Genomic DNA, 19,736 nt, shown 5'->3' on the forward strand with positions numbered 1-19,736 from the left:
CGCACACCGCGTCGGCGCTGCCTAGAATCCTTGCCGATGAATGATGTTTCAGCCCCCGCGCCGAGCGTCCTGCCGGCGCGCTGCGACGTGCTTGTCGTCGGTGCCGGCCCGGCCGGCAGCGCCTGTGCCACCTTGCTCGCCCGCAGCGGGCTCGACGTGCTGCTGGTCGACCAGCATTCCTTCCCGCGCGACAAGGTCTGCGGCGACGGCCTGATCCCTGACGCCCATCGCGCCTTCGAGCGCCTGGGCGTGGCCGACGAGGTGCGCGCCGCGGCCCACCGCGTCGGCCATGTCGGCTGCATCGCGCCGCGCGGCGGCCGCATCGACGTGCCGGGCTCGCTCGCGGTGCTGCCGCGCAAGGAGCTCGACCACATCCTGTGCCGCAACGCGCAGCGCGCCGGCGCCCGCTTCCTGGCACCGGTGCGCTTCGACGCGGTGCTGAAGGATGGGCTCGGCTGCGTGGCCGGTGCCCGTCTGCGTGCGCAGGCGGCGCTGTACGAGGTGCGGGCACGCTGGGTCGTGCTCGCCACCGGCGCGGTACCGCAGGCGATGCTTGCCGCCGAGTTGTGCGAGCGCCGCACCCCCAGTGGCGTGGCGCTGCGCGGCTACGTGAAGAACGAGGCGATGGTCGACCGCATCACCGAGATGGAGGTCGTCTGGCACAAGCGCCTGAGCAAGGGCTATGGCTGGATCTTCCCGGCGCCGGGCGGGGTGTTCAACATCGGCGTCGGCCTGGCCCAGAGCCATGCCAAGGGCGTCGACGGCCGCAGCGCGATGCAGGACGTGAACCTGCGCCAGATGTTCGACACCTTCTGCGAGGTGCATGGCCATGCGCGCGAGCTGATGGCGGGCGGCGAGTGGGTCGGCGAACTCAAGGGGGCGCCGTTGCGCTGCTCGCTCGATGGCGCGCGCTACAGCCGGCCCGGCCTGCTGGCCACCGGCGAGGCGATCGGCAGCACCTACGCCTTCACCGGCGAGGGCATCGGCAAGGCGATGGAGACCGGCCTGCTGGCGGCCGAGGCGATCCTGGCCGAACCGCAGGACGAGGTCGCCGCGCGTGCGCACTACGCGGCCGCGCTGGCCACCCTCAAGCCCAAGTTCGATCTCTACGAGAAGGCCAACAAGGTCAACGACCATCCTTGGCTGGCCGACCTGCTGATCTGGCGCGCGCGCCGCAACCCGCGCATCCTGCGCCGCATGGAAGGGGTGCTCGAGGAGAAGAACAACCCCGGCCACATGGTCACGCCCAAGGGCCTGCTGCGCCTGTTCATGCCGATCCGCGGCTGAATCCGGCCCGGCGCCGGCTCGCCGCCGCCGCTCGCTTCAGCCCGCGCCCTGGCCCCGCACCACCCGGTGCACGAAGTGCAGCTTGCGCACCACGGTGCGCGACAGCACGAAGGGGCACAGGTCGGGCTGGCCCATGCTGCGCGAGAGCTCGTTGAGCAGCGCCGAGAGCTCGACCCAGGCGCTGATGAAGGCGAGGAACTTGGTCGCCTCCGGGTCGAAGGCCGTCTCCAGCGCATCGGCACCGAAGGGTTCGGACTCGAGCTCGACGTCGCTGGCATCGAGCCCGAAGCCGAGCGCGGTCTCGAGCGTGTCGGTGATGTGCAGGTAGTGCGACCAGGTTTCTGCCCAGTCCTCCCACGGGTGGCTGCTGGCGTAGCCGCTGATGTAGTGGTCGACCCAGTCGTGCGGCGGACCCTGCTCGTAGTTGCGCCGCAGTGCCTCGCTGTAGCTGGCGCGCTCGTCGCCGAACAGGGTGCGAAAGCTCTCCAGCCATGGCGTGCCGTCGACCAGCCGGTCCCAGTAGTAGTGACCGACCTCGTGGCGCAGGTGGCCGAGCAGCGTGCGGTAGGGCTCGTGAAGCTCGGCGCGGTTGCGCTCGCGCACCGCGTCGTCGGCCTCCTCGATGTTGAGCGTGATGATGCCGCCGCCATGACCGGTCATCACGCGCGCGCCGGGCTGGTCGGCCAGGAAGTCGAAAGCGATGCCGCGCTGCGGGTCCTCGCTCAGCTTCGACGCCACCGGCAGCCCGAGTGCCAGCAGTTGCGCCACCAGGCGCCGCTTGGCCAGTTCGATCTTGGCCCAGGCCTCGCGGCCCGCTTCCTCGGCCTGGTTGGGGATCATTCGATTGAGGCGGCAGGCGCGGCACAGCAGCTGCGGTGAGCGCCCGGCGGCCGGTGCTGCCAGCGGCAGCAGCCAGTTGCAGCCGGCCGCGCTGTCGTAGTTGGCGCAGCGCGTGTAGAGCGGGACATCGGCACTCGCGCCGTTGGTGGCAGCGGCCGCCTCCATCCAGGTGCTCACGAACGGCCCCGGCACCAGCGGCAGCAGGGTGCCGCGTTCGGGGTCGAAGCCGAGTTCGGTGTGGCAGGCCAGACACAGGCTGTTGCGGAAGAACACCGGCCGCCCGCAGCGGCAGCGGTAGGCATGGCCGCGTCGGGGCCGCAGCACGGTCGGCTTCCAGGCCGTGCCGAGCTGCTGCGTAAGCGAATCGAAGAGGCGTTGCATGGTGCGGGCCGGAGAAGCTACGTCGCACTGTGGCATGTCGGCGCGCATGGCGCTTGCCTTATCCTCGCTCGACCATCCCAAAACCTTGGCCTCTTCGATCCCGCCATGTGCCAGCTGCTCGGCATGAACGCCAACACGCCGACCGACGTGGTGTTCAGCTTCACCGGTTTCGCCACCCGCGCCGAGGAGCACAAGGACGGCTTCGGCATCGCCTTCTTCGAGGGCGCCGGCGTGCGCTGCTTCGTCGACAACGCCAGCGCCCGCCAGTCGCCGATCGCCGAGATGGTCAAGCGCTACCCGATCCGCAGCGACAACGTCATCGCCCACATCCGCAAGGCCACGCAGGGCCGGGTCGCGCTCGAGAACACGCACCCCTTCCAGCGCGAGCTCTGGGGCCGCTACTGGGTCTTCGCCCACAACGGCGACCTGAAGGACTTCCACCCCAAGCTGCACGCCGCCTTCCGCCCGGTCGGCGACACCGACAGCGAGCGCGCCTTCTGCTGGCTGATGCAGGAGCTGGCCAAGAACCACGCCGGCACGCCCGACATCGGTGCGCTGACCGAGACGCTGCGCGAGATCGCCGCGCCGATCGCGCGCCATGGCAGCTTCAACTTCATGCTCAGCAACGGCCAGGCGCTGTGGGCCCATGCATCGACGCGGCTGCATTACCTGGTGCGGCGCCACCCGTTCAGCGAGGCACGGCTGCAGGACGAGGACCTGACCGTCAACTTTGCCGAGCACACCACGCCGAACGACCGCGTCGCGGTGGTCGTGACCGAGCCGCTGACGACTCACGAAGACTGGATCGCGCTCGCGCCTGGCGAACTGCTCGCCTTCGTCGACGGCGAGCCGCTGCGATAGACGACAAGGGCACCCGCAGGTGCCCTCGTTCAGGTCGCCGTAGATCCCGATTCAGAAACGGTGGCGGATGTTGATGCCGTAGCTGACGCCGTCGTTGTCGATCGTCGCGATCGAGCCGGCGACCGGCTTGAAGCTCGCGAAGTCGATCGCGCGGCCGGCCTGGACCTCCTCGCCCATCACCGCGGCGGTGACGTCGGTGCGCTTGGACAGCGCGTAGTTGTAGCCGAGCGAGGCGGTGATGCGCTTGCCCGAGCCGGTGCCGCTGAAGCTGCTTTCGCCATAGGAGCCGAGGATCTTGCCGGCACCCAGCGGCACCGAGGCGCTGGCCGCCCAGATCCTGGCCTTGACGCCCGAGATGTCGCCGTCGTCGACCTCGCCGTACTGGCCGAAGAGCTTGACGAACGTCAGGTCCCAGCTGCCGCCGAGCTGCCAGCTGTCCTGCGCGTTGGTGCCGGCATTGGTCTGCTCGACGCTCTGCCAGGCGGCGGTGGCCGCGAACGGGCCACCGAACCAGAGCGCGCTGACGCTGTAGTTCTTGCCGGTGCCGGTGGTGGCGCCGACCGGTGCACCCTCGCCGGCTGAGATCAGCGCGTTGATGCTGAGCCCGCCGTAGTTGGGGCTGAGGTAGTTGACCGAGTTGTTCCAGCCCGAGTCGCCGCGCAACTGACCGCCGGCGCTGCCGTTGAAGTACTGGCGGATCGACGGCGACCAGACGAAGGAATCGCCGAAGGGGTTGAAGATCAGCGTCGAGATGAACAGCGGCGTCGTGTTGCGGCCCATGCGCACGGTGCCGAGGTCCTTGCTGGTCAGGCCGATGTAGGCGCTGCGCGCGAACAGGGTATCGAACTGGAAGCGGCCCTGGGCGCCGGTGTCGCCGAGGAAGAAGGCCTCGAGCTTGAACTCGGCGGCCACGCCGTTGCCCAGGTCTTCCTTGCCTTCCATGCCCCAGAAGCTGGTGGTCATCATGCCCGGCTCGACTTTCCAGCGCTGCGCCCAGGCCCGGTTGAAGTAGGAGCCGCCGGAGTCGTTGTTGTTGTCCTCGAACTGGCCGGCGCCGATGTCGACCAGGCCGTAGAGCTTGACCGAGGACTGGGCGTTGGCTGCGGTGGCGGCGGCCGCGAGCAGCGCGGCGGCGGCGATCGAGCGCAGGGCGAGATTCATGCAGGTACTCCTGGCGAGAGGGTGTTGTTGTGGCGATCGGGCCGCGGGAAAACGCGGTGGCGGTGAAGATTGTGTGACAGAAGCACGAGCGCCCAAGCCGCGTCGAGAGCCCGCGTCGACCGCCATGTCGCGGTCAAGCCACAAGCGCGGCAGTCGTGCCGGCGGCATTTCGCGCGACGCACTTGGCCGGCGCAACGGCGCACCGATGGCGAGCCTCGGCGCACCGAAGCGAGGCGGGTGATCGGCGATGCCGGCGTGCTCGATCCTGCGGCGCGTGTCAGCCGCGGCGCGCTGCGTTGAGTTGCTCGCGCGCGGCGATCGCGGCGCTGCGCGCCGCGGCCTGCCAGTCGGCACCGTTGCTCGCGTAGAGCACGGCACGCGAGGAGCTCACGATGATCGGCGCGTCCGCTCGCCAGGCCGCGCGCACGGTCGCAGCGGCGTCGCCGCCCTGGGCGCCGATGCCGGGAATCAGCAGCGGCAGCGTCGGCGCCAGCGCGCGCACCCGCGCCAGCTCTTCGGGATAGGTCGCGCCGACCACCAGGCCGAGCTGGCCGTTGCGGTTCCACTCGCCCTGCGCCAGCCGCGCGAGATGCTCGAAGAGCTTCGGCTGGCCCTCGACATCGGCCAGCGTGCGTGCCTGCAGGTCGGAGCCACCGGCGTTGCTGGTGCGGCAGAGCAGGATCGCGCCCTTGCCGGGCCAGCGCAGGTAGGGCTCGATCGAATCCAAGCCCATGAACGGCGACAGCGTCACCGCGTCGGCCTGGTAGCGCTCGAAGGCCTCGCGCGCGTATTGCTCGGCGGTGGCGCCGATGTCGCCGCGCTTGGCGTCGAGGATCACCGGCACCTCGGGCGCGGTGCGGCGCAGGTAGGCCATCAGCTGCTCGAGCTGGTCCTCGGCGCGATGGGCGGCGAAGTAGGCGATCTGGGGCTTGAAGGCCAGCACCAGGTCTTTCGTGGCATCGACGATGCGGGCGCAGAAATCGAAGATGCGCGAAGCATCGCCGGTCCACGGTGCCGGGAACTTCTCCGGGTCGGGGTCGAGGCCGACGCAGAGCAGGGAGTCGTGCTTGCGCTCGGCGGCGAGGAGTTGGTCGCGGAAGTTCATGACGGCTTGCCCGATCTTGCGTGGGTCGGCGTTGGCTGTGGCCCTGCCTCATCTGGCTTCCAGTTGATCTCATAGATCACTCGCTGGCCGAGCGATCTGTCAGCCAGCAAAGGACGGTGGTCGCGCGACATCGCATGGTCGATCGCCGCAGCGTCGAACAGACGCTCGAAGCCAATTGGTGGCGCACCAAGCAATCCGGGTACCTTGACCGTTCGCTTGACAACGGTCGCTTCGACGGCCTTGCCGTCTGCGCCCACGGTGGCTTCCACCTGAACGCTGCCTTGCACGCCAAACACGTAGGCAGCGAGAGGAACACCGTCTGGCGCCCCCTTGAACGCATCTCGCTGGGTCGCGAGCGTGTCGAAGATCACTTCCATCTGCGCGTCCATCGTTTCGTAGATGAACGCGTCCAGTTCGGCCTTGAACCGTGGCGGATCGGAGAGGATCCGGCGCTCCATCCACTTGCTCAACTCACAGTTCCACTCCTCCTCTTCATTCGAACCGGCCCGCAGCTTGCCGCGCAACAGGCGCACGACGCCGGCCGGTAGCGGCTCTCCTGCGCCGGGCCGCACCAGTTCCGCCATCGCAGCGGCGCTTGCGAGTTCGGAGTAGCTGCTCGACGGTCGCGGCGGTGCACTTTCCTCCAGGCCAATACGCCGCAACTGCAGTGCAAGTACGGCTTCCCAGCGACGGGCGCGCTCGGTGCCTTCTTCGGGCAGGACGCGCAACTCTTCGCTCATCGCCATGCAGGTCTTGCCGCTCGGCGTGGGGCCGGAATTGACCGTGGCCTGCAGGTAGTCCGCCTTCTGGAAGGTGTCGAGATTGACGAGTACCAAGGCGGCCTGGTTGGTGTACCAAGCCCAAAACTCTGGGGCGGAAAACGCAACTCCCCCTGGCTTCGGCGCTGATTGCGAGGCCGCTCGCCTACGCAAGTAGCGCTGCGCAATGTCGTCAGCCGAGGCTTTGGCCACCAGTTGCATTCGAGACGCCAGCTTCCCACTGCCAGGCGCCAAAACTTCGGCGTCAACCAGAAGTCGCTTCTGCAGCAATACAAGGACTTCCGCCGGAATCGAGCTCTTGGTCGCGGATTCCACAGGCGCGGAAAGGAGGATGAAGCCAACTGCGCCAAAAGCGGCGGTTGCGTCGCGCCAGCGGCGCGAAAGCAGAGAGGTGGACCAAAGCATTTGCGATCGTGTCTGGTTGCGGCGCGGGTTGTTCAACGAATGCGCCCGGCCAGCTCCGCCGCGATGCCGGTATAGCTCGCCGGCGTCATCGCCAATAACCGCGCCTTCTCGGCCTCGGGCAGTTCGAGCGTGGCGATGAACTCGAGGATCGACTCACGCGTGATCGCCTTGCCGCGCGTCAGCTCCTTCAGGCGCTCGTAGGGGTTGGGCAGGGCGTAGCGGCGCATGACAGTCTGGATCGGTTCGGCCAGCACTTCCCAGGCGGCGTCGAGGTCCTCGACCAGTGCCGCCTTGTTGATTTCCAGCTTGCCGAGGCCGCGCGCCAGCGAGTCCCAGGCCAGCAGCGCGTAGCCGAGCGCCACGCCCATGTTGCGCAGCACGGTGCTGTCGGTCAGGTCACGCTGCCAGCGGCTGATCGGCAGCTTCTGGCTCAGGTGCGTCAGCAGCGCGTTGGCCAGGCCCAGGTTGCCCTCGGCGTTCTCGAAGTCGATCGGGTTGACCTTGTGCGGCATCGTGCTGCTGCCGATCTCGCCTTCCTTGAGCCGCTGCTTGAAGTAGCCGAGCGAGATGTAGCCCCAGACATCGCGCGACCAGTCGATCAGGATGGTGTTGGCGCGCGTGACCGCGTCGAACAGCTCGGCCATGTAGTCGTGCGGCTCGATCTGGATCGTGTAGGGGTTGAACGTGAGTCCCAGCTTCTGCTCGATCACGCCGCGGCTGAAAGCCTCCCAGTCGACGTCGGGGTAGGCCGATAGGTGCGCGTTGTAGTTGCCGACCGCACCGTTCATCTTGGCCAGCAGTTGCACGCCGGCGATGCGCGCGCGTGCCGTCTGCAGCCGCGCCACCACGTTGGCGATCTCCTTGCCGACCGTGGTCGGGCTCGCAGTCTGGCCGTGGGTGCGGCTGAGCATCGGCACGGTGGCGAGTTGCTGCGCCATCGTCGTGAGCTGGGCGACCAGCCCGTCGAGCGCCGGCAGCAGCACGTCCTGGCGCGCGGCCTTGAGCATCAGGCCGTGGCTGGTGTTGTTGATGTCCTCGCTGGTGCAGGCGAAGTGCACGAACTCGCCGGCGGCCTCGAGCTCCCGGTTGCCGGCAAAGGTGCGCTTGATCCAGTACTCGACCGCCTTGACGTCGTGGTTGGTGGTGCGCTCGATGTCCTTGATCGCCTGCGCGTCGGCTTCGGAGAAACCGGCCACCAGCGCCTGCAGCGTGGCGCGCGCGGCCGGGCTCAGCGGCGCGAACTCGGGCAGGCCGAGGTCCGACAGCGCGATGAACCATTCCACCTCGACCTGCACCCGGCGGTGCATCAGGCCGAACTCGCTGAGCAGCGGGCGCAGCGGGTCGAGCTTGGCGGCGTAGCGGCCGTCGAGGGGGGACAGGGCGAGCAGGGCGGAGGGGGAACTCATGGCGGGCGGGGCCGCGGCGTGGACCGGGGCGCGGAAGGAGGAGGGTGCGGCCGCGAGCTGGGTGCGGCGAAGCCACGATTGTAGAAAGTCCACCGCGACCGTCGCGCCGGCACCACCGTCCCCCAAGGACGCCGGTGGGGCTCCTGCAGACCGGGGGCGGTCGCCTTCCATAGAATGGGTTTCAAACAAGGCGCACCGGATGACCATGAAACTGCTTGGCTCGCTCACCAGCCCCTACGTGCGCAAGGTACGCGTCGTGATGGCCGAGAAGAAGCTCGACTACCAGCTGGTGCTCGAGGACGTCTGGGCCGCCGAGTCGCAGATCCATGCCGCCAACCCGCTCGGCAAGGTGCCGTGCCTGGTGATGGAAGGCGGCGAGGCGGTCTTCGACTCGCGCGTGATCGTCGAGTACGTCGATACGCTGAGCCCGGTCGGCAAGCTGATCCCGCCCTCGGGACGTGAACGGGTCGAGGTGCGCACCTGGGAGGCGCTGGCCGACGGCCTGATGGACGCGGCCATCCTGGCGCGGCTGGAGCAGACCTGGGCCGGCCGCAGCGACGCACAGCGCAGCGGGGCCTGGATCGAGCGCCAGATGGACAAGGTGGACGCCGCGCTGCGCTCCATGAGCCAGGGGCTCGGCGAACGTCCCTGGTGCGCCGGCAATCACTTCACGCTGGCCGACATCGCCACCGGCTGCGCGCTGGCCTACCTCGACCTGCGCTTCGCCCACATCGACTGGCGCAGCGAGCTGCCCAACCTCGCCCGCTTCTACGAGAAGGTGGCGCAGCGGCAGAGCTTCATCGACACCGCGCCGGTGTTGCCCTAGTCCGCGGTCGCGGCGGGCGGCAGCGGCAGTTCGAGCTGCACGCACCAGCCCTCGGCCTGCGGTCCGCTGCTGAAGCTGGCGCCCACGGCGGCCGCGCGCCGCTCCATGTTGGCCAGCCCGCGGCCGCGTCCCAGCGCCCCGGGCACGAACAGCGGCAGCGCCTCGCCCAGCTGCTGGGTGCGTTGGGCCAGGCCGTTGTCGATCACCGACAGCCGCAGCGCGCGCGGCGTGGCCGGCTCGACGTCGCCATCGATCACCGGCTCCAGCCGCAGCCAGACCACGCTGGCCTGGGCATGCTTGATCACGTTGGTCAGCGCCTCGCGCACGATGCGCAGCACCTGCAAGGTGTCGCCGGCGCCGAACTCGGCGCCGCTCAGCAACTCGCTCGGTTGCCAGACCAGGCGCACGCCGGCCGCGCGCAGCGAGGGTTCGATGCGAAAGCGCAGCTCGGCCAGCGCCTCGACCAGCGGGCGCTGCTCGACCTCGAGCGAATCCAGCGCCAGCCGCAGCTCGACCAGGCAGTCGTCGAGCGTGCTCTTGAGCTCGCCCCAGGCCTCGTGCGCATGGGCCTGGGCGGTCTCGGCCGCCTCCGGGTCGGACTCCGGGTCGACGACCGCGCCACCGGGCTGCACCTGCTGCGCCAGCGCCAGTGCCGCCACCAGCCGGCCGCCGAGGCCGTCGTGCATCTCGCGCAGGATGCGGTCGCGCTCGGCGCGCGTGGCCTGCTCGCGGTCGCGCTTGCGCTGGCCTTCGAAGACCAGGTGCAGCTCGCGCTCCTTGCGTGCCACGCGATCGGCAAGGTCGCGGTTGAGCGAGCGCAGCGCCAGCGTCGAGCGCGTGAACTCGTCGACCAGCATCCAGGCCAGCACGCCCAGCAGCACCAGGATCGTGTAGCGGCTCCAGGTCAGCGCGCCGTAGTCCCAAGCGATGCGAAAGACGTAGAAGTCGCGCAGGCCGGCGCCGAAGGCCAGCAGCGCCGCCACGCTCAGCAGGATCGCCGGCTGCGAGCGCTCGCGCCAGGCCGCGTCGAACAGCTGGATCATCAGCGCGACCACCATCAGCAGCATGCCGACCGAGACCAGGGTGCGCAGCAGCGGCAGGTTGAAGCTCCAGTTGAGGACGATCAGCAGGAGGGCCGCGACCGACCAGGCGGCCACCCAGCGGCGCACGCGCGGCGTCTCGCGGCCGATGCTGGCCAGCGCGTAGAGCGTCATCAGCGAGACGAACCACGGATAGCTGACGTAGAAGAAGATGGTTTCGAGCGCCGGGCCCAGCGCCGGGCCCAGCGCCGAACCCGGCGCGCTGGTCGGCGGTGTCAACAGCGATACGCGCCAGGCCCAGAGCAGGCTCGCGACGCCGAAGTAGGCGTAGGTCAGGCGCCGCATGCGCACTGCCAGCAGCAGCGCCAGCAGGCCCATCACGGTGGCCGCCGCACTGACCGCGTAGGCGCTGTGCACGCGGTCGCGCTGGGCGCGTGCGTGCATCGGCCGGAGCTCGGCGAGCGGGCCGAACCAGAGGTCGGACAGCCCCGACTCTCGGCGGCGCTCGCCATGCAGCTCGATCTCGATCACGTTGCCGCGCGGCTGCAGCAGCGCCGAGGGCAGCGGCACCAGCAGCGGCTCCTGCGACATGTCGGGCAGCGGGCGCCGGTCGAAGTCGCCGATGCTGGCGAAGGGCCGGCCGTTGAGCGAGACGCGCAGCGACATGCCGGCCCGGCGCGTGAACATGCCGCTGGCTTCGCCATGCAGCGCGGCATCGGGAATCTCGATGCGGTAGCGCACCGCGCCGTCGCGCTCGGGCGCGCTGTGCTCCCACTCATCGGGCAGGGTCACCGGCTTCGGCGCGGCGCCGGGCTCGATCAGTTCGGCCGTGGTGATTCGCAGCGAGGTTGCCGGTTCGGTCGCGCCGAGGCAGCCGGCCAGCGCCGCGAGCAGCGCCAGCAGGCCCAGCCACGCCGGCAACGGCGCCATGCCGCGCTGCCAGCCGGCGGCGCGCGGACCGGGTCTCAAGCCCAGCCCGGGCGCCGTGGCGCCTGCTCGACGGCGCGCGCGCGCTCCAGCAACTGCAGCTTGCGGTAGACGTTGCGCACGTCGGTGGCCACCGCGCGCGGCGTGGTCAGCAGTCGCTCACCGATTTCCTCGGCCACGTAGCCCTGCGCCACCAGCTTGAGCACCTGGTGCTCGCGGACCGTGACCGCGGTGCGCGAGCCATCGCCGAGCGTGCCCGGCACGCTGACTTCCTCGTGCTCGATCAGCGTGTCCTCGCTGACGCCCCCGTCGCGAAAGCGCTTGAGCAGGTGACGCGCGATGGTCGGCGAGATCGGCGACTCGCCGCGCGCGGCCTGCTCGACGGCGCGCACCAGTTCGTCGGCGCTGCAGCCCTTGAGGAAGTAGCCGTCGGCGCCGGCGGCGATGGCATTGATCACGCGCGCCTCGTCGCCGAACACCGAGAACACCAGGATGTGGGGGTGCCAGACGCCCTCGATCGCCGGCGCGTGGCTGAGCTCGCCGATCAGCTCGGTGCCGTCGCCATCGGGCAGGCCGAGGTCGGACAGCAGCACGTCGGGCCGGGTTCGCGGCAGCTCTTCGCGGGCCACGGACAGCCGCGGCGCATGGCCCACGTAACGCAGCCTGCTCGAGGCCATGATGACCTCGCGCACATGCTGCGCGACGAGCGGATCGTCTTCGACCAGGTAGACCGACAACACCGACATGCGCGTCTCGCTCAGGGTTTCAGTTCGGATCGAGCGCGAACGAGGCGACATTCGCGCGCGGCCAGTACAGCCGATAGACATTGTGCGGCCAGTCCGCCTCGCCCCGTTCGGCCGCCAGCAACGCGCCGGGCTTGACGAAGGGCAGCATCAGCGACAGCAGCCGGACCTCGTGGTCGCTGACCCGCTTGACGATGTGGGCCGCGGTGATCTCGCTCGGGTGGCGCAGCCCGGCCGCCTGCACCAACTCGGCCAGCGCGTGCAGCGTGTTCTCGTGGAAGCGGAACACGCGCTCGGCCTTGTCGGGCACCACCAGTGCGCGCTGGCGCACCGGGTCCTGCGTGGTCACGCCGGTCGGGCAATGGCCGCTGTGGCAGGTCTGGGCCTGGATGCAGCCGAGCGCGAACATGAAGCCGCGCGCCGCGTTGCACCAGTCGGCGCCGAGCGCCATGCAGCGCGCGATGTCGAAGGCGCTGACCACCTTGCCGGCGCAGCCGAGCTTGAGCCGGTCGCGCAGGCCGAGGCCGACCAGCGTGTTGTGCACCAGCAGCAGCCCCTCTTGCAAGGGCGTGCCGACATGGTCGGTGAACTCCAGCGGCGCCGCGCCGGTGCCGCCCTCGCCGCCGTCGACGACGATGAAGTCGGGCGTGATGCCGCTGTCGCGCATGGCCTTGGCGATCGCGAACCATTCCCACGGGTGGCCGATGCAGAGCTTGAAGCCGACCGGCTTGCCGCCCGAGAGCACGCGCAGCTTGTCGACGAACTGCAGCAGTCCGAGCGGCGAGGAGAAGGCGCTGTGGCTGGCCGGCGAGATGCAATCGACGCCCGGCTCGACCCCGCGTGCAGCGGCGATCTCGAGCGTCACCTTGGCCCCCGGCAGCACGCCGCCCTGGCCCGGCTTGGCGCCCTGGCTGAGCTTGATCTCGATCATCTTCACCTGGGGTGCGAGGGCCTGTTCGACGAAGCGCTCCTCGCTGAACGATCCGTCCTCGCGCCGGCAGCCGAAGTAGCCGGAGCCGATCTCCCAGATCAGGTCGCCGCCGCCGGAGTCCTGGAAGGCGCGGTGGTAGCGGCTGATCGAGCCCTCGCCGGTGTCGTGCGCGAAGTTGCCGCGCCGCGCGCCCTCGTTGAGCGCGCGGATCGCGTTGGCCGAGAGCGCGCCGAAGCTCATCGCCGAGATGTTGAACACGCTCGCGGCGTAGGGCTGGCTGCAGTTGGCCGACTGGCCGATCGTCACGCGGAAGTCGTGCGAGGCCAGCTCGGTCGGCGCCATCGAATGGTTGATCCATTCGTAGCGGGTCGCGCCGACATCGAGCTGGGTGCCGAAGGGCCGCTTGTCGGGCTCGCCCTTGGCGCGCTGGTAGACCAGCGAGCGCTGCTGGCGCGAGAAGGGCGCGGCCTCGCGGTCGCTCTCGATGAAGTACTGGCGGATCTCGGGCCGGATGAACTCGAAGAAGAAGCGCAGATGGCCGATGACCGGGTAGTTGCGCAGGATCGAGTGGCGCGGCTGATGCACGTCGCGCCAGCCGACGGCGACCAGGAATCCGAACAGCAGCACCGCGATCAGCGCGCCGAGCGTGGCCTTGATGACCAGCACCAGCAGCGCCAACAGCAGCCCCACGCCGGCGAGCAGCCAGGCGAGGTAGCGGATCGGGAACTGCTCGTTGAGCTTGATGAGCCAATGCGGCATGGCGGTCCTCGTGAAGCGGTTGAGGCCGGACTTCAGCCGCGCTTGGCCTGCCAGGCCTGCAGCCGGGCCGCGGCCTGGCCACGCACCTTGGCGCGCAGCCAGGGCGTCCAGCCGAGCAGCGCGCCGGGCGTGCCGAGCGCCTGGCGCGACCAGCGCCAGAAGTCGAAGCGATCGTGATGCACGGCGATCAGCCCGTCGCGGAACTCGAAGGCGGCGTCGATGCGGTTGAGCACGATGCGGCCATCGGCGCCGAAGCGGTAGCGCGCCTCCCAGTGCGCGCTGCCACGGTTGCGGTCGGCCTCGATCGCGCCGAACTCGAGCTGCCAGACGTCCTTGCCCCGTGCCTGCGTGGCCTCGCACAGCATGCGCCACATCGCGCCGATCTCGTCTGCACCGCGCAGCGAGAAGGCCTCGTCGTCGAAGCGTGCATCGGCCGTGTAGCAGGCCTTCATCGTGTCGGCGTCGAGCGCAGCGAAGGCGCCGTAGAAGCGGCGGATCAGGGCGGCGTTGTCCATGCGATCGTTCTCCTCAGCTCAGGAAGAAGTCGGCGAGCTGCTGCGCGGTCTGCTCGGGCAACTCCTCGGGAATAAAGTGACCGGCCGCCAGCGCACGGCCACTGACCGGCCCGTCGCAGGCGGCGCGCCAGTCGGCGAGCGGATCGAAGAGCCTGGCCACGACGCCGCGCTCGCCCCACAGCACCTGCAGCGGGCATTGCACGCGCTGCTGCGCGGCGCGGCTGGCACGGTCGTGTTCCAGATCGATCGAGGCCGCGGCGCGGTAGTCCTCGCAGGCGGCGTGGATGCCGGCGGTGTTGCAGAAGCCGCGCTCGTAGTCGGCCAGCGCCTGCGGCTCGATGTAGTCGAGGCTCTTGCTGCCCCAGCCCGACAGCGTCCAGCGCAGGTACCAGCCGGGGTCGGCGCCGATCTGCTTCTCGGGCAGCGGCTGCGGCTGGATCAGGTAGAACCAGTGGTAGTAGGCGCTGGCGAAAGCCATGTCGGTGCGCTCGTACATCGTGAGCGTCGGCACGATGTCGATCACGCTGAGCTTGAGCACCGCGTCGGGATGGTCGAGTGCGAGCCGGTGCGCGACGCGGCCGCCGCGGTCGTGGCCGGCAACGAAGAAGCGCTCGTGGCCGAGGCCACGCATCAGCGCCAGCACATCGGTCGCCATCGCGCGCTTGCTGTAGTTGGCGTGATCCGGGGCGCCGGCCGGTTTGCTCGAGGCGCCATAGCCGCGCAGGTCCGGCACCACGAGGCAGAAGCGATCGGCGAGCCGCCGCGCGATGCGCTGCCACAGCGCATGCGTCTCGGGGTAGCCGTGCAGCAGCAGCAGCGGCGGCGCGTCGTGGCGGCCGCCGGTGCGCGCGAACAGCTCGATGCCGTCGGCCACCGGCACCTGCCGCGTCTCGAAGCCCTCGAACCAGGTGCTCTCGGCCATCACGCTGCCTCCCGCTTCAATTGGCCTCCATGCTGCCACGGCCGCGCGACGAGGCAATGCGAGGATTGCGGCTGCAAACCCGTAGCCCTCTCCTCGATGCCGTCTCCGAGCTCCGAAGTCCAGCCCTTCCAGTCGCGCGCCATGCTCTGGGCCATCGCCTGGCCGATGGCGGCCGAACTGCTGCTCGGCATCGCGGTCGGCCTGGTCGGCGTGGCGCTGGCGGCACGCGTCTCCGACGCCGCAGCCGCCGCCTACGGCATCGGCAACACACTGTTCGCGACCTTCTTCATCGTGTTCCGGATCATCGGCGCCGGTGTCAGCGTCGTGATCACCCAGCGCCTGGGCGCCGGTGACCGCGCCGGCGCCGACGCGCTGGCACGCGCCGGGCTCGGCGCCAGCCTCTGGCTCGGCGTCGCGGTTGCGCTGGTGCTGGCGGCAGGGGCAGGGCCGCTGCTGCAAGCGCTCGGCACGCCGGCCGAGGTGCAGCCTCTGGCCGCGCCCTACCTGCGCGTGCTCGCACTCGCGCTCGGCCTCGACGCGCTCAATGCGCTGATGGGCGCGGTGCTGCGCGCCCACCTGCATGTGCGGCGTGCGCTGCTGATCTCACTGGCCACGCACGCGCTGCACCTGCTCGCCTGCCTGCCACTGATGCGTGGCGATGGGCCGTTGCCGGCGCTCGGTCTCGGCGGATTTGCGCTGGCCATGGTGATCAGCCGTGTGGCCGCGGTGGCGTTGCACCGGCGCGGCTGGCGCGAGCACCTCGCGCTGGTGCCGCGCGCCGCCGACTGGTGGCGCCTCGAGCGCGGCGTGCTGGCGCCGGCCCTGCACATCGGCGTGCCGGGCGCGGCCGAGAACATCGCCTACCGCCTCGCGGCGCTGGTCGTGACCTCGGTGGTGGCCCATCTGGGCACCGCGTCGCTGGCGGCGCATGCCTACGCGCAGCAGCTCGGCGGGCTGCTGATCCTGGGCAGCCTCTCGCTCGGGCTGGCGGCCGAGATCCTGGTCGGCCACGACGTCGGCGCCGGCCGCATCGACCTGGCGCGCAGAAGGGTGCGCACCTCGATCCGCTGGGGATTGCTCGTCTCGACGCTGTCGGCGCTGCTGCTGGCCCTGCTCGGCCCGCCGGCGATCGGCCTGTTCACGCAGGATGAGGCGCTGGTGGAACTGGCCGTGACTTTGCTGTGGATCGGCGTCGCGCTCGAGCCGGGGCGGGCGATGAACCTGGTCTACGTCAACGCGCTGCGCGCCGCCGGCGACGTGCGCTGGCCGGTGGCGGTGGCCGCACTGTCGATGAGCATCGTGATGGCCGGCGGCGCCTGGCTGCTTGGCAGCGTGATGGGCCTGGGGCTGGCGGGCGTCTGGATCGCGCTGGTCGCCGACGAGTGGCTGCGCGGCCTGGCCATGGCGTGGCGTTGGCATGGCGGCGCCTGGCAGGAACGGGCGCGGCGGGTGGTGGCGCCGGCCGCCGTCTGAGCGCGGCTCGATATACTGGCTGCACAGCGCCGATTTGTTCCGGCTTGCGGGCGCTCAACAAATGCAGCTAAACAGGGCCAGGGAACCCGGCCTCGCTGCTTTTGCGACGCCGGGTTTTCTGCTTCCTGAGCTCTGGCATTCATGAGATCGGTCGGGATCGTCACACCGCAGTCCATGCACTTCGCGCCGCCGCTGCCGCTGCAGAGCGGCGCGCGGCTGGCCGACTACGACCTTGTGTTCGAGACCTACGGCACGCTCAACGCCGAGCGCAGCAACGCGGTGCTGGTCTGCCACGCGCTCAACGCCAGCCACCATGTGGCGGGCACCCATGCCGACGGCGCCGAGGGCTGGTGGGACAACCTGATCGGCCCCGGCAAGCCGCTCGACACCAACCGCTTCTTCGTCATCGGCGTCAACAACCTCGGCTCCTGCTTCGGCTCGACCGGGCCGATGCATGTGAATCCGGCGACCGGCCAGCCCTGGGGCGCCGACTTCCCGGTCGTCACCGTCGAGGACTGGGTCGACGCCCAGGCGCGGCTGCTCGACGCGCTCGGCATCGAGCGGCTGGCCGCGGTGATCGGCGGCAGTCTCGGCGGCATGCAGGCGCTGTCGTGGACCATCCGCCACCCGGCCCGCGTGGCGCATGCGCTGGTGATCGCCTCGGCGCCCAATCTCTCGGCGCAGAACATCGCCTTCAACGAGGTCGCGCGGCGCGCGATCGTCACCGACCCCGAGTTCCACGGCGGCCACTTCTACGCTCATGGCGTGGTGCCCAAGCGCGGCCTGCGCGTGGCACGGATGATCGGCCACATCACCTACCTCAGCGACGACTCGATGGAGGCCAAGTTCGGCCGCGAGCTGCGCAACGGCGGCCTGGCCTACAGCACCCAGGACATCGAGTTCCAGATCGAGAGCTACCTGCGCCACCAGGGCGAGAAGTTCAGCGAGTACTTCGACGCCAACACCTACCTGCTGATCACGCGCGCGCTCGACTACTTCGACCCGGCGCGCGCGCAGGGCGGCGACCTGGCGGCGGCACTGGCGCCGGCGACGGCGAAGTTCCTGGTCGTGAGCTTCACGACCGACTGGCGCTTTTCGCCAATGCGCTCGCGCGAGATCGTCAAGGCGCTGATCGACAACCGCGCGCCCGTCAGCTACGCCGAGATCGACGCGCCGCACGGGCACGACGCCTTCCTGCTCGACGATCCGCGCTATCACGCGCTGCTGCGCAGCTACTTCGAGCAGGTGGGGGCGCGATGAGTGAGCGGGTCGACCTCGAACTGATCGCGAGCCTCGTGCCGCATGGCTCGCGCGTGCTCGACCTCGGCTGCGGCAACGGTGCGCTGCTGGCGCTGCTGCGCGACAGCCGCGGCTGCAGCGGCTACGGCATCGAGCTCGACGACGCCAAGGTGCTCGAGTGCGTGCAGCGTGGCGTCAACGTGATCCAGCGCAACCTCGAGGAGGGGCTGTCGATCTTCGAGGACAACAGCTTCGACGTGGTGCTGCAACTCGACACCCTCCAACACCTGCGCAACACCGAGGCCATGCTGCGCGAGACGGCGCGCGTGGGGCATGTCGGCATCCTCACCTTCCCGAACTTCGCGCACTGGCCGAACCGGCTGCAGGTGCTGGCCGGGCGCATGCCGGTGACCAAGACGCTGCCCTACGAGTGGTACGACACGCCGAACATCCGCGTCGGCACTCATGCCGACTTCGAGGTGCTGGCGCGCCGCAACGGCCTGCGCGTGATCGAGAGCTTCGGGCTGCGCAACGGCCGCGCGGTGCGGCGCCTGCCGAACCTGCTGGCGCCGACGGCGCTGTTCAAGTTCGAGCGCGGCTGAGGGCTGGCGCGCGATCGGCGTCGTGCGCAGTGCCGCCGGAACCGGCGGTCGCCCTCAGCTCGCCGACCCGCCAACGCGCCAGAGCGCGAACAGGATCGACGCCAGCACCACGACGATGCCCGTGGCAAGGGCCAGGCGGTTGGCGAACAGGCGGCGCATCAGGATCTCCTAGACAAAGCTGTAGCGCTCGGAGTGGTACCGGGACAGCGGCACCTGCATCTCGCCCAGCGCCGCCTCGATCGCGTCCATCATCACATCCGGCCCGCAGATGAAGTACTCGTGGTCGGCATAGCGCGGCGGCAGGTGGCGCTTGAACACGTCGGCGGTGATACGGCCCTGCTCGCCGGTCCAGCCCGGCGGTGGCTGCGTGAGCACGTGCACCACCCTCAGGTCCAGCCGCGCCTGCAGCGCCTCCAGTTCCTCGCGGAAGGTCACCGACTCCCAGTCCTTGCTGCCGTAGAGCAGGACCACGGGGCGCCTGTCGCCGCGATCGGCCAGGGTGCGGATCATGCTCATCATCGGCGTGATGCCGATGCCTCCGGCGATCAGCACGTGCATGTCCGTCGGGTTGCCGATGGTGAAGGCGCCGTAGGGCCCGTCGAGATAGACGCGCCGGCCGACAGGCACCTGGCCGATCGCGCTCGTGAAGTCGCCGAGACTGCGGATCGTCATCTCGACGTGGCCATCCGGCGCCTCCGCGCTCGAGGAGAACGAGAACGGATGGCCGGTGATCCTGAACGGGCTCCCCCACAGCGTCAGCCAGCCGAACTGGTCGGGCCTGAAGCGGAAGCCGGCGTGGCCATCCGGTCGCATCACCAGTGTCAGGCTGTCGCCGCGCTCCGCGCGCAGCGCCGACACGCGGTACGGACGGCGCAGCATGAACAGCGGCTTGACGATGCGCACGTAGAGCAGCAGCCCGATCCAGAAGACCGCCAGGCCGATCCACAGCGCCCGCTTCAAGGGGTCGGCGAGGTAGAAGCCCCAGCCGACCATGTGAAGCACGCCCCCGGCGACGGCCACCACCGCTAGCACGATGTGGGTGGCGTGCCAGGTCTCGTAGCTGATCTTCAGGTGCGTGCGCCACAGCGCCATCGCCACCAGCAGGATGAGCGAGCCGAGCGACAGCACGGCGAAGACCGCGCCGAGCGGCACGTCGCGCAGGGCATCCGGCGGCGCCAGCTTCTCCGAGCCCGCGGCGAGCAGGATCAGCGGATGCGCCACCACCAGGCCGACCGCGATCAGCGAGACCCGGCGGTGGAAGTGATAGATGACGTCCTCGCCCCACGGGTCGGTGACGTACCGGAAGCGTGCGGTCAGGCCGAACTGCAGGCCCATCATCGCCAGCCCGGAGTAGCCCAGTGCGACCGAGAACTCCGTCCACACATCGCGGCTCGGCGGCAGCGTGCCGGCCAGCAGCGCGAGCAGCGGCGCGAGGATGAACAGCAGATAGACGGCCGACCAGACGGCCTTGGTCACGAGCGCACGATGGCTCATGGACTCATCTCACTGCCGCCGGCCGCCGCGGACGTTGCCG

Annotated in this window: 17 protein-coding genes and 1 riboswitch; of the genes, 6 read left to right on the forward strand and 11 right to left on the reverse strand. The window is 69.9% G+C overall.

Going from position 1 to position 19,736, the window contains the following annotated elements; all coding sequences use genetic code 11:
* The first annotated feature begins 36 nt into the window (after positions 1-36).
* On the forward strand, positions 37-1,287 hold the full coding sequence (locus EV670_RS09765) for an NAD(P)/FAD-dependent oxidoreductase (RefSeq protein ID WP_130431640.1): 1,251 nt from the start codon (positions 37-39) through the stop codon (positions 1,285-1,287).
* A gap of 36 nt (positions 1,288-1,323) precedes the next feature.
* Here the strand turns inward: EV670_RS09765 and EV670_RS09770 are convergent, their stop codons facing one another.
* Positions 1,324-2,508 (reverse strand): zinc-binding metallopeptidase family protein, encoded by a 1,185-nt coding sequence (locus EV670_RS09770; RefSeq protein ID WP_130431641.1) that lies wholly within the window; start codon positions 2,506-2,508, stop codon positions 1,324-1,326.
* 105 nt (positions 2,509-2,613) lie between these two features.
* On the opposite strand from EV670_RS09770, the gene EV670_RS09775 reads away from it, so the two are divergent.
* A complete protein-coding gene (locus EV670_RS09775; protein WP_130431642.1) occupies positions 2,614-3,369 on the forward strand; it encodes a class II glutamine amidotransferase in 756 nt (251 codons plus the stop codon).
* Between the two features lie 51 nt (positions 3,370-3,420).
* On the opposite strand, the gene EV670_RS09780 is transcribed toward EV670_RS09775, so the two are convergent.
* The 4 genes from EV670_RS09780 to purB form a co-directional block, all read right to left on the reverse strand.
* Positions 3,421-4,530, reverse strand: coding sequence for a porin (locus EV670_RS09780; protein WP_165393285.1), 1,110 nt, complete (start codon positions 4,528-4,530; stop codon positions 3,421-3,423).
* A gap of 277 nt (positions 4,531-4,807) precedes the next feature.
* Positions 4,808-5,635, reverse strand: a complete 828-nt coding sequence (gene pyrF, locus EV670_RS09785) for an orotidine-5'-phosphate decarboxylase (RefSeq protein WP_130431644.1) — start codon at positions 5,633-5,635, stop codon at positions 4,808-4,810.
* On the reverse strand, positions 5,632-6,819 hold the full coding sequence (locus EV670_RS09790; RefSeq protein WP_130431645.1) for an energy transducer TonB: 1,188 nt from the start codon (positions 6,817-6,819) through the stop codon (positions 5,632-5,634). Before EV670_RS09790 ends, pyrF begins: the two co-directional genes overlap by 4 nt.
* Positions 6,820-6,851: 32 nt before the next feature.
* The gene (gene purB, locus EV670_RS09795; protein ID WP_130431646.1) at positions 6,852-8,225 is read right to left on the reverse strand and encodes an adenylosuccinate lyase; all 1,374 of its coding nucleotides are present in this window, start codon (positions 8,223-8,225) and stop codon (positions 6,852-6,854) included.
* A gap of 205 nt (positions 8,226-8,430) precedes the next feature.
* Between purB and EV670_RS09800 the strand changes: the two genes are divergently transcribed.
* Positions 8,431-9,051: a glutathione S-transferase C-terminal domain-containing protein gene (locus tag EV670_RS09800; RefSeq protein WP_130431717.1), complete on the forward strand. Its 621-nt coding sequence runs from the start codon at positions 8,431-8,433 to the stop codon at positions 9,049-9,051.
* Here the strand turns inward: EV670_RS09800 and EV670_RS09805 are convergent.
* From EV670_RS09805 to EV670_RS09825, 5 genes are read right to left on the reverse strand one after another with little or no spacing between them, the layout of a single operon-like run.
* Positions 9,048-11,060 (reverse strand): sensor histidine kinase, encoded by a 2,013-nt coding sequence (locus EV670_RS09805; protein WP_130431647.1) that lies wholly within the window; start codon positions 11,058-11,060, stop codon positions 9,048-9,050. The genes EV670_RS09800 and EV670_RS09805 overlap by 4 nt on opposite strands.
* Entirely contained in the window at positions 11,057-11,764 is a 708-nt protein-coding gene (locus tag EV670_RS09810; protein WP_242616894.1) for a response regulator, read from the reverse strand. The genes EV670_RS09805 and EV670_RS09810 overlap by 4 nt, the downstream gene beginning before the upstream one ends.
* 19 nt (positions 11,765-11,783) lie before the next feature.
* Entirely contained in the window at positions 11,784-13,451 is a 1,668-nt protein-coding gene (locus EV670_RS09815; protein WP_130431648.1) for an FMN-binding glutamate synthase family protein, read from the reverse strand.
* Positions 13,452-13,483: 32 nt separating this feature from the next.
* A complete protein-coding gene (locus tag EV670_RS09820; RefSeq protein ID WP_130431649.1) occupies positions 13,484-13,966 on the reverse strand; it encodes a nuclear transport factor 2 family protein in 483 nt (160 codons plus the stop codon).
* A 13-nt stretch (positions 13,967-13,979) separates the two neighbouring features.
* A complete protein-coding gene (locus EV670_RS09825; RefSeq protein WP_130431650.1) occupies positions 13,980-14,888 on the reverse strand; it encodes an alpha/beta fold hydrolase in 909 nt (302 codons plus the stop codon).
* 141 nt (positions 14,889-15,029) lie between these two features.
* Between EV670_RS09825 and EV670_RS09830 the strand changes: the two genes are divergently transcribed.
* From EV670_RS09830 to metW, 3 genes are all read left to right on the forward strand, one after another.
* On the forward strand, positions 15,030-16,361 hold the full coding sequence (locus EV670_RS09830) for an MATE family efflux transporter (RefSeq protein ID WP_165393286.1): 1,332 nt from the start codon (positions 15,030-15,032) through the stop codon (positions 16,359-16,361).
* 16 nt (positions 16,362-16,377) lie between these two features.
* Positions 16,378-16,453, forward strand: a riboswitch (SAM riboswitch).
* A 49-nt stretch (positions 16,454-16,502) separates the two neighbouring features.
* Positions 16,503-17,621, forward strand: a complete 1,119-nt coding sequence (gene metX, locus EV670_RS09835; protein WP_130431652.1) for a homoserine O-succinyltransferase MetX — start codon at positions 16,503-16,505, stop codon at positions 17,619-17,621.
* Complete coding sequence (gene metW, locus EV670_RS09840; RefSeq protein ID WP_130431653.1) at positions 17,618-18,202, forward strand: methionine biosynthesis protein MetW; 585 nt, start codon at positions 17,618-17,620, stop codon at positions 18,200-18,202. The genes metX and metW overlap by 4 nt, the downstream gene beginning before the upstream one ends.
* A 168-nt stretch (positions 18,203-18,370) precedes the next feature.
* Here metW and EV670_RS09845 read toward each other — a convergent pair whose 3' ends face one another.
* The gene (locus tag EV670_RS09845; RefSeq protein ID WP_130431654.1) at positions 18,371-19,696 is read right to left on the reverse strand and encodes a ferredoxin reductase family protein; all 1,326 of its coding nucleotides are present in this window, start codon (positions 19,694-19,696) and stop codon (positions 18,371-18,373) included.
* Positions 19,697-19,736: the final 40 nt, after the last annotated feature.

Source organism: Rivibacter subsaxonicus, assembly GCF_004217215.1.
Lineage (GTDB): Bacteria > Pseudomonadota > Gammaproteobacteria > Burkholderiales > Burkholderiaceae_C > Rivibacter > Rivibacter subsaxonicus.

What these genes read in the sequence shown, in the direction of transcription:
- EV670_RS09765 (WP_130431640.1), top strand. Translation starts at nt 37, where the DNA reads ATGAATGATGTTTCAGCCCCCGCGCCGAGCGTCCTGCCGGCGCGCTGC.
- EV670_RS09770 (WP_130431641.1), bottom strand. Translation starts at nt 2,508, where the DNA reads ATGCAACGCCTCTTCGATTCGCTTACGCAGCAGCTCGGCACGGCCTGG.
- EV670_RS09775 (WP_130431642.1), top strand. Translation starts at nt 2,614, where the DNA reads ATGTGCCAGCTGCTCGGCATGAACGCCAACACGCCGACCGACGTGGTG.
- EV670_RS09780 (WP_165393285.1), bottom strand. Translation starts at nt 4,530, where the DNA reads ATGAATCTCGCCCTGCGCTCGATCGCCGCCGCCGCGCTGCTCGCGGCC.
- pyrF (WP_130431644.1), bottom strand. Translation starts at nt 5,635, where the DNA reads ATGAACTTCCGCGACCAACTCCTCGCCGCCGAGCGCAAGCACGACTCC.
- EV670_RS09790 (WP_130431645.1), bottom strand. Translation starts at nt 6,819, where the DNA reads ATGCTTTGGTCCACCTCTCTGCTTTCGCGCCGCTGGCGCGACGCAACC.
- purB (WP_130431646.1), bottom strand. Translation starts at nt 8,225, where the DNA reads ATGAGTTCCCCCTCCGCCCTGCTCGCCCTGTCCCCCCTCGACGGCCGC.
- EV670_RS09800 (WP_130431717.1), top strand. Translation starts at nt 8,431, where the DNA reads ATGAAACTGCTTGGCTCGCTCACCAGCCCCTACGTGCGCAAGGTACGC.
- EV670_RS09810 (WP_242616894.1), bottom strand. Translation starts at nt 11,764, where the DNA reads ATGTCGGTGTTGTCGGTCTACCTGGTCGAAGACGATCCGCTCGTCGCG.
- EV670_RS09815 (WP_130431648.1), bottom strand. Translation starts at nt 13,451, where the DNA reads ATGCCGCATTGGCTCATCAAGCTCAACGAGCAGTTCCCGATCCGCTAC.
- EV670_RS09820 (WP_130431649.1), bottom strand. Translation starts at nt 13,966, where the DNA reads ATGGACAACGCCGCCCTGATCCGCCGCTTCTACGGCGCCTTCGCTGCG.
- EV670_RS09825 (WP_130431650.1), bottom strand. Translation starts at nt 14,888, where the DNA reads ATGGCCGAGAGCACCTGGTTCGAGGGCTTCGAGACGCGGCAGGTGCCG.
- EV670_RS09830 (WP_165393286.1), top strand. Translation starts at nt 15,030, where the DNA reads ATGCTCTGGGCCATCGCCTGGCCGATGGCGGCCGAACTGCTGCTCGGC.
- metX (WP_130431652.1), top strand. Translation starts at nt 16,503, where the DNA reads ATGAGATCGGTCGGGATCGTCACACCGCAGTCCATGCACTTCGCGCCG.
- metW (WP_130431653.1), top strand. Translation starts at nt 17,618, where the DNA reads ATGAGTGAGCGGGTCGACCTCGAACTGATCGCGAGCCTCGTGCCGCAT.
- EV670_RS09845 (WP_130431654.1), bottom strand. Translation starts at nt 19,696, where the DNA reads ATGAGCCATCGTGCGCTCGTGACCAAGGCCGTCTGGTCGGCCGTCTAT.